Annotated in this window: 13 protein-coding genes and 3 tRNA genes; 6 read left to right on the forward strand and 10 right to left on the reverse strand. The window is 62.7% G+C overall.

From position 1 onward, the window contains the following. On the forward strand, window positions 1-1,341 hold the full coding sequence (locus KUV51_RS07615; protein ID WP_222520942.1) for a M48 family metalloprotease: 1,341 nt from the start codon (window positions 1-3) through the stop codon (window positions 1,339-1,341). 3 nt (window positions 1,342-1,344) lie between these two features. After that, entirely contained in the window at window positions 1,345-2,091 is a 747-nt protein-coding gene (locus tag KUV51_RS07620) for a DsbA family protein (protein ID WP_222520943.1), read from the forward strand. 66 nt (window positions 2,092-2,157) lie between these two features. Here the strand turns inward: KUV51_RS07620 and ispG are convergent, their stop codons facing one another. The 3 genes from ispG to hemA form a co-directional block, all read right to left on the reverse strand. Continuing rightward, window positions 2,158-3,291, reverse strand: a complete 1,134-nt coding sequence (gene ispG / locus KUV51_RS07625) for a flavodoxin-dependent (E)-4-hydroxy-3-methylbut-2-enyl-diphosphate synthase (RefSeq protein WP_222520944.1) — start codon at window positions 3,289-3,291, stop codon at window positions 2,158-2,160. 76 nt (window positions 3,292-3,367) lie between these two features. Beyond that, window positions 3,368-4,594, reverse strand: coding sequence for a helix-turn-helix domain-containing protein (locus KUV51_RS07630; RefSeq protein ID WP_222520945.1), 1,227 nt, complete (start codon window positions 4,592-4,594; stop codon window positions 3,368-3,370). Between the two features lie 112 nt (window positions 4,595-4,706). Then, window positions 4,707-5,930, reverse strand: coding sequence for a 5-aminolevulinate synthase (gene hemA / locus KUV51_RS07635; RefSeq protein WP_315898808.1), 1,224 nt, complete (start codon window positions 5,928-5,930; stop codon window positions 4,707-4,709). Window positions 5,931-6,147: 217 nt separating this feature from the next. Between hemA and KUV51_RS07640 the strand changes: the two genes are divergently transcribed. The 3 genes from KUV51_RS07640 to KUV51_RS22245 all read left to right on the forward strand — a co-directional run bounded on the left by KUV51_RS07640 (window position 6,148) and on the right by KUV51_RS22245 (window position 8,524). Continuing rightward, the gene (locus KUV51_RS07640) at window positions 6,148-7,518 is read left to right on the forward strand and encodes a M20/M25/M40 family metallo-hydrolase (protein ID WP_222520947.1); all 1,371 of its coding nucleotides are present in this window, start codon (window positions 6,148-6,150) and stop codon (window positions 7,516-7,518) included. Between the two features lie 152 nt (window positions 7,519-7,670). Further along, the gene (locus KUV51_RS22240; RefSeq protein WP_315898801.1) at window positions 7,671-8,135 is read left to right on the forward strand and encodes an alpha/beta hydrolase; all 465 of its coding nucleotides are present in this window, start codon (window positions 7,671-7,673) and stop codon (window positions 8,133-8,135) included. Further along, window positions 8,132-8,524, forward strand: a complete 393-nt coding sequence (locus KUV51_RS22245) for an alpha/beta hydrolase (RefSeq protein ID WP_315898802.1) — start codon at window positions 8,132-8,134, stop codon at window positions 8,522-8,524. Before KUV51_RS22240 ends, KUV51_RS22245 begins: the two co-directional genes overlap by 4 nt. 23 nt (window positions 8,525-8,547) lie before the next feature. On the opposite strand, the gene KUV51_RS07650 is transcribed toward KUV51_RS22245, so the two are convergent. Then, the gene (locus KUV51_RS07650; protein ID WP_222520948.1) at window positions 8,548-9,420 is read right to left on the reverse strand and encodes a glycosyltransferase family 2 protein; all 873 of its coding nucleotides are present in this window, start codon (window positions 9,418-9,420) and stop codon (window positions 8,548-8,550) included. Window positions 9,421-9,510: 90 nt separating this feature from the next. Between KUV51_RS07650 and KUV51_RS07655 the strand changes: the two genes are divergently transcribed. After that, the gene (locus KUV51_RS07655) at window positions 9,511-10,263 is read left to right on the forward strand and encodes a hypothetical protein (RefSeq protein ID WP_261385683.1); all 753 of its coding nucleotides are present in this window, start codon (window positions 9,511-9,513) and stop codon (window positions 10,261-10,263) included. A gap of 89 nt (window positions 10,264-10,352) precedes the next feature. Here KUV51_RS07655 and KUV51_RS07660 read toward each other — a convergent pair. The 6 genes from KUV51_RS07660 to KUV51_RS07685 form a co-directional block, all read right to left on the reverse strand. Next, window positions 10,353-10,429 (reverse strand) — tRNA-Asp (locus KUV51_RS07660). Between the two features lie 49 nt (window positions 10,430-10,478). Further along, window positions 10,479-10,555: transfer RNA gene (locus tag KUV51_RS07665), tRNA-Asp, on the reverse strand. Between the two features lie 40 nt (window positions 10,556-10,595). After that, on the reverse strand, window positions 10,596-11,129 hold the full coding sequence (locus KUV51_RS07670) for a GNAT family N-acetyltransferase (protein ID WP_261385684.1): 534 nt from the start codon (window positions 11,127-11,129) through the stop codon (window positions 10,596-10,598). Further along, a complete protein-coding gene (locus tag KUV51_RS07675; RefSeq protein WP_222520950.1) occupies window positions 11,126-12,064 on the reverse strand; it encodes a pirin family protein in 939 nt (312 codons plus the stop codon). Before KUV51_RS07675 ends, KUV51_RS07670 begins: the two co-directional genes overlap by 4 nt. Before the next feature lie 240 nt (window positions 12,065-12,304). Continuing rightward, window positions 12,305-12,380: transfer RNA gene (locus KUV51_RS07680), tRNA-Val, on the reverse strand. A 48-nt stretch (window positions 12,381-12,428) separates the two neighbouring features. Continuing rightward, entirely contained in the window at window positions 12,429-13,001 is a 573-nt protein-coding gene (locus tag KUV51_RS07685; RefSeq protein ID WP_222520951.1) for a histidine phosphatase family protein, read from the reverse strand. Between the last annotated feature and the right edge of the window lie 38 nt (window positions 13,002-13,039).

Raw genomic sequence — 13,039 nt, forward strand, 5'->3', positions numbered from 1 at the left:
ATGACCTTTCATACCCTGACGCGGGTGGCGTCAATCCTGATCGTGTCGCTTGCGCTTGCCCTGCCCGCGCGCGCCGTGACGCTGTTGCGTGACGCTGACATGGAGTACGCGCTGGCACAGGTTGCGGCCCCCGTGCTCAAGGCCGCGGGGCTGAGCGCATCGCGCACCAAGATCCTGGTGGTCGACGACAGCTCTCTCAACGCTTTTGTCATCAGCAATGATGCCATCTACATCCATTCCGGCCTGATCAGCCGCATGGACCGGGCGGCGATGCTGCAAGCGGTGATTGCACACGAAGCGGCGCATATCGCGAACGGGCATATCACGCGGCGGATGACCAATATCGGCAACGCCCGCACAGCGGCAGGGCTGGGCCAAGCGCTGGCCATCCTCGCCGCCGCGGCGGGCGCTGGTGAGGGTGCCGTCGCCATCGGGATCGGCACACAAAGTGCCGCCCAACGCGCCTTCCTGCGCCATACACGGGCCGAGGAAAGTGCCGCCGACCAATCCGGTGTGCGCTACTTGCGCAGTGCGGGCGTGGATGTGGGCGGCATGCTGGACGTGTTCCGGCTGTTTCGCGGTCAGGAGGCCCTGAGCGAGACCCGTCAGGACCCTTATGTCCGCTCCCACCCGCTGAGCCGTGACCGCCTGCGCGCCATCGAAGGTTTTGCGTCAGCCTATGGCACTGGCGGCGCAGCAGATGCTGCCGCATGGGACTACTGGTTTATGCGAGCCAAGGGCAAGCTGACCGCCTTTACCCGCAGGCCAAGCTGGACGCTGAACCGCGTGGGTGAAAGCGGCTATCAGGACATCGCGCTGATGCGCGAAGCGGCGGCACGGCACCGCAACTCGCAGACAAGCCGCGCCATCGCTGCCATCGACAAGGCCATCGCGCTGCGCCCGACCGATCCGTTCCTTTATGATCTGAAGGGACAGATCCTGATGGAAACGCGGCAATTCGCAGCGGCTGCCAACACCCATGCGCGGGCCGTGCAACTGCGCCCGAACGACGGGTTGCTACAGGCTGGATATGGGCGCGCACTGCTGGCCGCAGGCAATGTCCGCGCCGCCCTGCCCGCGCTGGAACGCGCCCGCCAGATCGATTTTCGCGACGGTTCCATGCTGCGTGATCTGAGCGTGGCCTATGCCAAGGCCGGTCAGCGCGGTATGGCGTCCTTGATCACCGCCGAACGCTACGCCCTGCGCGGGCGACTTGAAGATGCCGGTATTCACGCCAAGCGGGCCACGGGTCTGCTTGCTGTCGGGTCCGGCCCTTGGCAACGGGCGCAGGATGTGCTCCTTGCCTCTGAACGCGCTGAAAAGCAAAAAAAACGGAGATAGCCGATGCTCACTCGCACTCTTTCCTCTGCCGCGCTGGTCGCAGCACTTGCACTGCCCAGCTCTGCGCTGGACCTGAGCAACATGACGGATGAAGAGCGTCAGATCTTCCGTGAAGAAGTCCGCGCTTACCTAATGGACAACCCGCAGGTGATCATGGACGCGGTTCAGGTGCTTGAGGAGCGGCAGGCCGTGGCGCAGGCGCAGGCCGATCTGTCGCTGGTGTCGGACAATGCCGACGACATTTTCAACGACGGCTTCAGCTATGTTGGCGGCAATCCCGAGGGTGACATCACGCTGGTCGAATTCCTCGACTACCGCTGCGGTTTCTGCAAGCGCGCCCATGTCGAAGTGGCCAAGCTGCTTGAGACCGACGGCAATATTCGCCTGATCGTCAAGGAATTCCCGATCCTGGGCGAGCAATCCCTACTGGCGTCGCGCTTTACCATCGCGACCAAGCAGATCGCGGGCGATGACGCATATAAAAGCATGAGCGATGCCGTGATGGAGATGTCGGGCGACGTGTCCATGCGCACACTGCGCCGCATGGCGTCGACCTTCGGCCTCGATGCCGACGCGATCGAGGCACATATGGACAGCGAAGAGGTAACGGAAGAGATCCGCCAGACCCGCGCGCTGGCCCAGCGGCTTCAGATCACCGGCACGCCCACTTTCGTACTGCAGGACGAGCTTTTGCGTGGCTTCCTGCCCTTTGACGAGATGCAGGCGTTGGTCGACGAAAAACGCGGCTGATCGGTTTTGTGAGGGACCGGAATTTTTGAAAATTCCGGTCCGTTTTCTTTGTAAGAAAACGGCGCGCTACTCGGCTGCCTGAGCTTCGGCTGCGCTGGCAGCGTCAATCTCTGCCGCCTTCTTCTCAACCTCTTCGACGATGTGATCGACCATCTGGTCGTTGTCCATCCGGTGGCTCTGCTTGCCGGCAAGGTAGACCATGCCGTGCCCCGCCCCGCCGCCGGTAAAGCCCACGTCCGTCATCAACGCCTCACCCGGCCCGTTGACCACGCAACCGATGATCGACAGGCTCATGGGCGTCTTGATATGGGCCAGCCGTTCTTCCAGCACCTCGACCGTCTTGATCACGTCAAAGCCCTGGCGCGCGCAGGACGGGCAGGAGATAATGTTCACGCCGCGGTGGCGCAGGCCAAGGGATTTGAGGATTTCGTAGCCGACCTTGACCTCTTCCACCGGATCGGCGGAGAGGGACACGCGGATCGTGTCGCCGATGCCCATCCAGAGAAGGTTGCCCAAGCCGATGGCCGACTTGATCGTGCCGGAGGTCAGGCCGCCCGCTTCGGTGATACCGAGGTGGATGGGGGCATCCGTGGCCTCTGCCAGCTTCTGGTAAGCGGCGGCGGCCATGAACACGTCGGATGCCTTGCAGCTGATCTTGAACTCGTGAAAGTCGTTGTCCTGCAGGATCTTGATGTGGTCGAGACCGGATTCGACCATCGCGTCCGGGGTCGGCTCGCCGTATTTCTCGAGCAGGTGCTTTTCCAGCGATCCCGCGTTCACCCCGATGCGGATCGAGCAGTTGTGGTCGCGCGCGGCTTTGATGACTTCCTTGACGCGATCCTCGGAGCCGATGTTGCCGGGATTGATACGCAGGCAGGCGGCGCCAGCCTCTGCCGCTTCGATCCCGCGTTTGTAGTGGAAATGGATGTCGGCCACGAGCGGTACGGGGCTTTCAGCGACGATCTCTTTCAGCGCTTTTGACGATCCTTCGTCGGGGACGGACACCCGCACGATGTCGGCACCCGCCTCGGCTGCCGCCTGAACCTGCGCGACAGTGGCGGCCACATCGGTCGTCAGGGTGTTCGTCATGGTCTGCACCGTGATCGGTGCGTCGCCGCCCACGGGCACGTTGCCAACCATGATCTGACGGCTGGTCCGGCGGTAGATATTGCGCCACGGACGAATGTGGTTCAGCGACATGAGGGGCCCCGTTCGCATATGAAGTTGTCAGGAAAGATAGACAGTGCGCACCTGCCCGGCAATGGGGCAGCGGTGACTATTCGGTGTCTTGCGTCAGCGCTGCGGCCTTGGCCTCGGCATAGCGGACCAGACCTTCGTCCGTGTTGATGTCTACCGGCAGATAGGTTTCCTTGAGGCCCGCAATCTCAAGCGGCAGGTTCGAGGTCACGGCACCGGTCTGGCCGACCGGGCCATAGAACTTCTGGTTCATGGCGAAATAGATCGCGCCGCTTTCGCCGGTCCGCAGGGTCGGCGGTTCTTCGGTCAGGGGCGCTTCCCATGTGTCGCCGGCCTGCATCGTGGCCTCGAAAATCACGGTGCCGTCGGCCGAGCGCACGCGCACCCAGGACGGACGCACGGCCACCATGGTCAATGCGGGCGCGGCCTCTTCCACAACTTGCGGAACGGTCGGCGTCACGGCCTCGGCCAGTGCGCGGTCGATGCCTGTTATGGTCGAGCCACCGAAGGACGGCACGCTGTCTGCCGGTTCGGGCGCGGCAAAGGTCCCAATCTCGCGCGGGTCAAGTGTGGCGATGGGCGCGTCACGGGCCACCAGCACAGGCACATCAAGGGCCTGTGGGCGATAGAGCCGATCCAGCGCATCCGCGCGCGGTGTTTCGATGGCAGGCCCCTGCTCGACCTGCGCCGTGCTTGCGGCGCTGCCCAATGGATCAAGGTCGGACAGGACAACCGGCGTCTGATCAACCGGCGCCACCTGTACGCGCTGCACTTCCTGCAGGACGGAATACCCGCCAAAGCCGATGCCGCCGATCAGGGCCAGCAACACGAGCGACGAGCCGATGGCGCGGGGTTCGATGTGCGACCAAACAGCCTCGCCCGCGGGCACGAAAGGTGTGGCAGGTGCTGCAAAGATGTCAGCGCCGTGCGGCTTTTGCAGCCGCTCCTCGCGCGCGGCCTTTTTGACCACGGACGCTTCGGCCGACATGCCGTGCGCCACGGCAAAGCCGCTTTCCGCGCAGAAGGTGTTGAACGCGCGGTCGGGATCCATGTTCAGATAGCGGGCGTAGGACCTCACATAACCAGCAATGAAGCCAGGCGTGTCGAATGCGTCGGGATTGCAAGCTTCTATGGCGGCGATGTAGCTCGCCTTGATCCGCAACTCGCGTTGAACATCCAGAAGGGATTTGCCCATCGTGGCGCGTTCACCGCGCATGATGTCACCGAGACGCAATTCGAAATCGTCAAAGCCCTTTGGCTCGACGTTTTCTTCGATTTTGGTGCTACCGGATTTGCGCCCGATCATACCGCTGCCCCGTTGTCCCACGAAATTACGAACCGATCCCACTCGATTCGTCCCGCCTCTGTTGTTGAACAGACGGTACCACATGGCAACGCTATTTGCGAATTTTAGTGAATTACCCGGCGCTCTCGGCGCGATTTAGCGCACAGTGAGACCACAATTTGTCCATTGCGTGCACCAGCGCATCGATCTCTTTCGGACCATGCACGGGCGACGGCGTGAACCGCAGCCGTTCGGTCCCGCGCGGCACGGTCGGGAAATTGATCGGCTGCACGTAAATGCCGTGATCTTCGAGCAGCATGTCGCTGAGCATCTTGGTGTGGACCGGGTTGCCTACCATCACAGGCACGATGTGGCTGCCATGGTCGATGATCGGCAGCCCCATACCCTTGAGCCGCAACTTCAGCGCCTTGGCCTGCGCCTGGTGATCGGCGCGCAGGTTTTCCGCCGTTTTCAGGAACGCAACGGACGCAGCCGCACCCGCAGCAACAGCAGGCGGCAAGGACGTGGTAAAGATGAAGCCCGGCGCATAGGACCGGATCGCATCACACATCTTCGCCGATGCCGCGATGTAGCCACCCATGACCCCATAGGCCTTTGCCAGCGTGCCGTTGATGATGTCGATGCGGTGCATCAATCCATCACGCTCGGCCACACCCGCACCGCGAGGGCCATACATGCCAACCGCGTGCACTTCGTCGATATAGGTCAGCGCGCCGAATTCGTCGGCAAGGTCGCAAATCTCTTCGATCGGACCAAAATCGCCGTCCATCGAGTAGATGGACTCGAAGGCGATCAGCTTCGGTGCTGCCGGGTCATCGGCGGCCAGCAATTCGCGCAGATGCTCAACGTCATTGTGACGGAAAATCCGCTTTGCACCGCCGTTGCGACGCACCCCTTCGATCATGGACGCGTGGTTGAGCGCATCCGAGTAAATGGTCAATCCAGGAAAGAGTTTAGGCAGCGTACTTAAAGTCGCGTCATTGGCGATGTAGGCGCTGGTAAACAGCAGGGCGGCCTCTTTGCCATGCAGATCAGCGAGTTCCGCCTCAAGCCGTTTGTGGTAGACGGTCGTGCCAGAGATATTGCGCGTTCCGCCCGAGCCTGCCCCGGTCGCATCGATCGCGTCGTGCATGGCCTGAAGGACAATCGGGTTTTGGCCCATGCCAAGGTAGTCGTTTCCGCACCACACGGTGACCGGCGCCTTGGAGCCATCGGCACGCGTCCACTCAGCATGAGGGAATTGCCCCTTCTGCCGCTCGATGTCGATGAAGGTCCGGTAGCGGCCCTCGTCATGCAGGCGTTGCAGGGCGTCGTCCAATTTGGCGGTGTAGTCCACGCGAAGCTCCATTTTGGTCTTGATGCGATGTGGCTCCATCGCGCTTTAGAACGAATATAGATTGCGAGTATGCGCTTCAATGCTAATCGAATGCGCGTCATGTCGCAGGTCCGGTATTCCCGACCCGTGCCGCGAACACCTTGACCCAGATCAACCACTGGACACCGGCCCGGGGCATCGTAGTGTGGCCGCACCACTTGCACCCAAAGGACCCGCCATGACCCTCGACGCCGTTCTGTCCCGAATCGACAGCGATCTGCCCCACGCCACCGAACGGTTGATGGAACTGTTGCGGATCCCCTCGATCTCGACCGACCCGGCCTTTGCCGATCATTGCCAGACGGCAGCGGACTGGCTGGTGGCCGACCTGCAAAGCATCGGGGCAGACGTCGAAAAGCGCCCCACACCGGGCCATCCGATGGTGGTGGGCCATGTGGAAGGCGATGGCCCGCACCTGCTGTTCTACGGCCACTACGATGTGCAGCCTGTGGATCCTCTGGAGCTGTGGGACCGCGACCCGTTCGATCCGCAAATCGAGGACACTCCGGCGGGCAAGGTCATCCGCGGGCGCGGATCGTCGGACGACAAGGGCCAGCTCATGACTTTCGTCGAAGCCTGCCGCGCGTGGAAGGCGGAGCACGGCACCCTGCCCTGCCGCATCACCTTCTTCTTCGAAGGCGAAGAGGAATCCGGTTCGCCGTCCCTTGTTCCCTTCATGCAGGAGAATGCGGCCGAGCTGAAATCCGACCTCGCCCTGATCTGCGACACCGGCCTTTTCGAATCCCGCGTGCCCGCCATCGTGACCATGCTGCGTGGGCTATTGGGCGAAGAGATCACCATCACCGCCCCCGACAAGGACCTGCATTCCGGTATGTATGGCGGCGTGTCGATGAATCCTATCCGGGTGCTGACGCGCATCCTTGCCTCACTGCACGACGATAAGGGCCGCGTGACGGTACCGGGATTCTACGATGGCGTGCCGGAACTGCCCGATGACATCCGCAGTCAGTGGCAGGGCCTCGCCTTTGATCATGGCAAATTCCTGGGTGACGTGGGGCTTTCCGAACCAGCGGGCGAACAGGACCGTACCCCGATCGAGATGATCTGGTCCCGCCCCACATGCGACGTCAATGGCATCTGGGGCGGCTACACCGGCGCCGGGTTCAAGACGGTGCTGCCCTCGCAAGCGCATGCCAAGGTCAGCTTCCGCCTTGTCGGTGATCAAGACCCGCACGTGATCCGCGAAAGCTTCCGCCAGATGGTGCGTGACGCGCTGCCCGCCGATTGCGAGGTCGACTTCACCGGCCACGGCGCAGGCCGCGCCTCGGTCACGGAAACCACCGACCCGGCCTTCGAGGCCGCCCGCAAGGCGCTGACCGACGAATGGAACATACCCGCCGCCTATGTCGGTTGCGGCGGCTCCATCCCCATCGCGGGCCACTTCCAGAACATCCTTGGCACGACCCCGATGCTCGTGGGCTTCGGCAAGGACGACGACCAGATCCACTCCCCCAACGAAAAATACGACATGGAAAGCTTCCACAAAGGCATCCGAAGCTGGGCGCGCATCCTCGACGCGCTGACCTGATCTCCTTCACTTTGCCAAGAAAACCGCGGGGGGTGAACGGCGTCTTGCAAACGCTCTGGTAGAGCGTTTGAGCCGTGAACGAGCGAAGCGCCGGAGCGCGCCAGCGCGAGGGGGCTGGCCCCCTCACCCCGGCCATGTCAAAGGACAAAAGAATGGCCGAATTCACAACACCGGACGGCATAACCATTGCCTATGACATTGCAGGCGAAGGCACGCCTGTCCTGCTGCTTCATGGCTTTCCCCAAACCCGCGCCATGTGGCACGCCATTGCGCCCCGGCTCGCACAGAATTTCACTGTCGTCACCGCCGACCTGCGCGGCTACGGCGCCAGCACCAAGCCACCGCGGATGGAAGACATGAGCTTCCGCCACATGGCCGCCGATCAGCGCGCGCTCATGGCGCACCTGGGCTTCGACACCTTCCACCTTGTCGGCCACGACCGGGGCGGACGCACCGCGCATCGCATGTCGCTCGACAGCCCTGACGCGATCCGGTCGCTTACGCTCATGGACATCGTGCCGACGCATCTGCTGCTAAGCGAGGTGACGCAACAGGTCGCCCGTGCGTACTATCACTGGTTCTTCCTTGCGCAGCCCGAACCCTTTCCGAAACCATGATCGGCCATGACCCGGACGCCTATTTCGAAAGCTGCCTTGCGGGCTGGGGAGGCGGTATGGACGGGTTCGACAAAGCGGCCCTCGACGCATATCGGGTTTCCTGGCGTGACGCCGACTGCATCCACACGATGTGCAACGACTACCGGGCTGCGATCGACGTGGACTTCGATCTCGACAGCGCCGATCTGGGTCGCAAAGTCGACTGCCCGGCACTGGTGCTGTACGGCGCCGACGGCGTCATGGGCCGCGCCTATGACGTGCCCGGCACATGGGCGGACAGGCTGACACACATGCAGGCAAAAGGGCTCCCGGGCGGGCACTTCTTCCCCGACACACACCCCGACGAAACCGTGCAGGCGCTCTCAGACTTCCTGACCGCCCAATCGTAAGGCGCAGGTGCCCTGCGCCCAGGTCAGATCACACCGACAAACCGGTCGGGCAGCACATATTGGGTGCCGTAGTCAGGCCGGTCGAAATGGTAATACCCGGTGTCACCGCGCGGCTTGAACGTACGCTGCATCTTGCGGCGCAGGGGGCGCATGTCGAACTCCTCAACCATCTCCAGCTTGGCAAACTCCTCGAACACGGCCCGATCCTCGCCCCGCGCCTCGGCAAACCAATGGCGGCCGATTGAGGCTTCCTTGACCGACGCATTCACCTCGTCGGTCACGGCATTGCGATGGTCCATCACGCCCACATAGGCCCCGAAATCACAGAATTTCAGATGCAAGAGATACAGATCGTCCGGCGTAAACAGCTTGTCAGCCTGGGTAAAATGCCCGCCCCGCGCAATCTTCACGGGTGCGGAAATGATGCACGGCTTGGAATAGTGCGGCGCCGGGCGCACGTGGCGGCGCGGGCCGATGATGTGATCGGTGATTTCGTCCGGCTCCACATCAATGCGGTGAATGACCTCCAGGCCCAGGGGCGTCAGCACCCGACCTTCGGGCGCATCCTCCAGAAAATCCAACAAATTGCCGCCCGCCTCCGGGTCACGGACCACCAACTCGTCCACATCGCCCACGATCACGTGGCGATAGTAGCGCCGTAACCCACCGACAAGGTTGTTCAGCAAGCCCCAGCGCTTGATGTCGAAATTCTTGTGCGGATCGCCCGGAATACCGATGACATTGCACCCCGCGGCAAGCTCCGCCACCTCGGCCCCGCGCCCATGGTTGATGACATAGCAATTCTCCCGCCCGAACATCTCACCGTAGTGGCGCAGCCACGCCTTGAGGAAAAACGCGTCATCGCGCACCATGGTCACAGCGGCCACTGTCTGCATCTGCTAAGGTCCTGCCAAATGGGTTCTTTTTGCGCACCCTACCGCAAGCACCCTGACAAGAGAATCGTTAATTTGCCGCAAAGGCCGTGCATGACCCTGCCCCCAGACTTCGCCAAGACCGGACTGCATGTAGTGCGCGCGGGCGACACCCCCATCACGCGCTACCAGGTCATCGGCGAGCGGTCCTCCGGCACCAACTTCGTCAAGCGCCTGCTCGGGCGGAACACCGACCTGAAACCGACAGAGGCGCTCGGATGGAAACACGGCTTCCCGCACATGATGGCTGTGCCACCTGACATGGCCGTGATCCTCGCCGTGCGCAGCGCAGATACATGGGCGCGGTCGATGTTCTCCAAACCCTGGCACACGACGCCCGCCATGCAGGCCCGGCCCTTCTCCGACTTCATCCGCGCCCCATGGGACACCATCATCGACCGCCCACGCTATTTCGAAGGGTTGATCCCAAACGGCAGCATCGGCGCCCCTCTCCAACACGACCGCCACCCGGTCACGGGCGCACGCTTTGAAAACCTGTTCAAACTGCGCACAGCAAAACTGCAAGCCATGCTGTCATTGCTGGGTCGCCACTGCACCTGCGCCGTGATCCGCATGGAAGACGCCCAAGCCGAACCCGAAGCCACGCTGTCGTCCATCACCAGCGTATTCGGCACCGCAGCGCCAAACGCCGAATACCGCCCCGTCATCAAAAGGCTCGGCTCAAAGTTCAAAGCCGCCGTGCCAGACCGCCCTGCCTTGCCCGACACATGGGCCGACGCGGACATGAACCACCTTCGCGCAGAAATCGATAGCGACCTCGAAGCGCAGCTCGGCTACACCTACTGATCCCCCTTCATCTTGCCAAAAAAACTCCGGGGAGCGCGAGGGGCTGGCCCCTCGTTCCGACGCAAACCATCCAGCGATGCAATGAAAAGTGGCGCGGTTGACGGGGCTCGAACCCGCGACCCCCGGCGTGACAGGCCGGTACTCTAACCAACTGAGCTACAACCGCGCATTTTGCCTTTCGGCGCGCCCATTTCTCCGGGACCAGAGGGCAGCAGTGGCGCGGTTGACGGGGCTCGAACCCGCGACCCCCGGCGTGACAGGCCGGTACTCTAACCAACTGAGCTACAACCGCCCGCTGCGTTTGGCGGGTTTATGATCCGGCCCCCGCCCCGTCAAGCGTCTTTTCCGGGCTGTTCGCCAAAATCTGCAGCCAAAGCGTCGAAGGCAGCGCCAGACCATCGCATCGGCACCATCCGCACAGGTGCATCAAGCAAGGTATCGTCGGCCGCTGGCCCTTCCTGCCCGCCAAGACGACGATAAAATCGACGCGCGCCTGAATTGCCTTCCAGAACGTGGAGGAGCAGTTCAGTCACGCCTTCCTGCTTCAACCGCGCTGCTAGGCTGCGCAACAATCGTTCACCGATGCCGCCACCGCGCATCTCGGGGTCGACATGCAGGTTATCGACAATCGGCACGTCACCGCGTTCTGCCGCGACAAAGCCCAACACCTCTCCTGCCCGCTCGGCCAGAAGGATCAGGCGGTGCGCTGGCCAGGTGTCCCATCGCGCACGCATATTGGCTTCCAGCGGGGCCTCCAACACTTCAGGCGGAACAAACGGCGCGTAAGACGCGCGCCAGCTCCGTGCGTGAAGCGCAGCGATGTGAGGTGCGTCAGCTGGAACCGCATCGCGCAAAAACACCGTCATTTCTCGGGCAACGGAATGAACTCCTCGTCATCGCCTGGCGGCAGTTGGAACCGGCCATGGGCCCAGTCGCCCGCGCGCCACGCCTCTTTCGCCGCATCAATCCGGTCCTGCGACGAGGCGACGAAATTCCACCAGATGTAGCGCGATCCCTCCAGCGTCGCGCCGCCGAGCAGCATGAGCCGCGCGCCCTGATCACCAGCGGTCAAAGAGATTGCGTCGCCCGGGCGGAACACCATCATCTGGCCTGCCTCGTAGACGTCTCCGGCCACCGTGATCTCCCCGTCGACCACGTAAACGCCGCGATCCTCATGATTGTCGGGCAGTGGGATGCGGGCGCCCGCCTCCAACACGGCGTCGGCATAGAACATCTCTGAAAAGGTCTCGACCGGTGCACGCTCGCCCCAGGCATCGCCCAGGATCAGGCGCACCTCCTTTCCCTCGCCTTCCAGCACCGGCAGCGTGTCCTTGGCTGCGTGCTGGAAATCGGCGGGATTGTCCTCGGCACCCTTGGGCAGCGCGACCCAGGTCTGGATGCCGAACAGATTGTGCGGCTTTTGCCGGATCTCGCCATCGGTGCGTTCCGAATGGGTGATGCCATGACCGGCCACCATCCAGTTCACCGCCCCCGGTTCGATCCACTGGTCGGTGCCAAGGCTGTCGCGGTGATGGATCTTGCCCTTGTAAAGATAGGTGACCGTGGCCAGCCCGATATGCGGGTGCGGGCGCACGTCGATGCCCTTGCCGGTCACGAACTCCGCCGGGCCCATCTGATCAAAGAAGATGAAGGGCCCCACCATCTGGCGGCGCGGCGCGGGCAAGGCGCGGCGGACTTCAAAGCCACCGAGGTCACGGGCACGCGGCACGATGACGGTTTCGATGGCGTCCACGGCGTCGCCCTTTGGACAATCAGGATCGAGTGCAGGGTTCCAGCTCATGACATCTCCCTTCATGCAGTGTCACACAAAGATAACCGTGTCCGGGCCGACAACAACCACCACCTCAGCACCACTGTTGTGCGCAAAATCGGCGGTCCTAGGCAGGCCAGTGCCAGGCGGGTGCCTCTTCAGGTGTCAGGAGTCAGTAAAGCGCACAACGACGTGGCGAGGTGCGACGCTCATCTGCGCTGCCGTTGCGCACGACGACGCCAAGCTCAAAAGTGGTGGTGCGGATGTTCATGGTGGGTCGTGAGAGGCTCGAACTCCCGACATCTTCGGTGTAAACGAAGCGCTCTACCAACTGAGCTAACGACCCGTCCGACGCGCTTTTAGGACAAGCGGCACCGGGTCTGCAAGCGCATTATCACAGGCGGCGATGTACGCCGTTTTCGACGACATAAATCATACCCTGCCCGCCCGGCAAATCCCCCAGACTGGCGGATGGCTGGCCCAATGCGACCGTCCGCAACATGCGCGATGTGATCCCGTGGGTCACGCATAATGTCGGCGCCGTCAGGCTGCTTAGAAAGTCCACGCAACGGGCACGCAATGCGGCAAAGCCCTCACCCTCAGGCGCATGTTCGTAAAGGGCCAGTGGACCGTCCGGTGTATCGTCCTGAACGGCGCCGCCCGGGCTCACCTCAGTTCTCAGCTTGCCGGACCAGAGCCCGACACCAATCTCGCGCAGGCGGGCATCCGTATGCAATTCCGGAACCTGATGGGCCAGCGCAATGGCCGCCGTTTCAAAGGCGCGGCCCTGTGGGCTGACGCGCACGTCGAAACCATTCAGCTCATGTGCAGCCAATGTCTCGGCCAGCGCTTCGGCCTGCGCGCGCCCCCGCTCCGTCAACGGAGAGTTCAGCGCACCCTGAAACCGCCCTTCGGCGTTCCAGACCGTTTCACCATGGCGCATCACGTAAATCGGTTGAAAAGCCATGGCGCCACCTCCTGAAACGACAAAAGCACACCGGCGGG

This window comes from Tateyamaria omphalii, from assembly GCF_019802125.1.
GTDB lineage: Bacteria > Pseudomonadota > Alphaproteobacteria > Rhodobacterales > Rhodobacteraceae > Tateyamaria > Tateyamaria omphalii_B.

Excerpts from the sequence above, each read along its gene's own strand:
- KUV51_RS22245 (WP_315898802.1), top strand. The coding sequence starts at position 8,132 with ATGATCGGCCATGACCCGGACGCCTATTTCGAAAGCTGCCTTGCGGGC.
- KUV51_RS07650 (WP_222520948.1), bottom strand. The coding sequence starts at position 9,420 with ATGCAGACAGTGGCCGCTGTGACCATGGTGCGCGATGACGCGTTTTTC.
- KUV51_RS07630 (WP_222520945.1), bottom strand. The coding sequence starts at position 4,594 with ATGATCGGGCGCAAATCCGGTAGCACCAAAATCGAAGAAAACGTCGAG.
- KUV51_RS07615 (WP_222520942.1), top strand. The coding sequence starts at position 1 with ATGACCTTTCATACCCTGACGCGGGTGGCGTCAATCCTGATCGTGTCG.
- KUV51_RS22240 (WP_315898801.1), top strand. The coding sequence starts at position 7,671 with ATGGCCGAATTCACAACACCGGACGGCATAACCATTGCCTATGACATT.
- KUV51_RS07640 (WP_222520947.1), top strand. The coding sequence starts at position 6,148 with ATGACCCTCGACGCCGTTCTGTCCCGAATCGACAGCGATCTGCCCCAC.
- KUV51_RS07655 (WP_261385683.1), top strand. The coding sequence starts at position 9,511 with ATGACCCTGCCCCCAGACTTCGCCAAGACCGGACTGCATGTAGTGCGC.
- KUV51_RS07675 (WP_222520950.1), bottom strand. The coding sequence starts at position 12,064 with ATGAGCTGGAACCCTGCACTCGATCCTGATTGTCCAAAGGGCGACGCC.
- KUV51_RS07685 (WP_222520951.1), bottom strand. The coding sequence starts at position 13,001 with ATGGCTTTTCAACCGATTTACGTGATGCGCCATGGTGAAACGGTCTGG.
- KUV51_RS07620 (WP_222520943.1), top strand. The coding sequence starts at position 1,345 with ATGCTCACTCGCACTCTTTCCTCTGCCGCGCTGGTCGCAGCACTTGCA.
- ispG (WP_222520944.1), bottom strand. The coding sequence starts at position 3,291 with ATGTCGCTGAACCACATTCGTCCGTGGCGCAATATCTACCGCCGGACC.
- KUV51_RS07670 (WP_261385684.1), bottom strand. The coding sequence starts at position 11,129 with ATGACGGTGTTTTTGCGCGATGCGGTTCCAGCTGACGCACCTCACATC.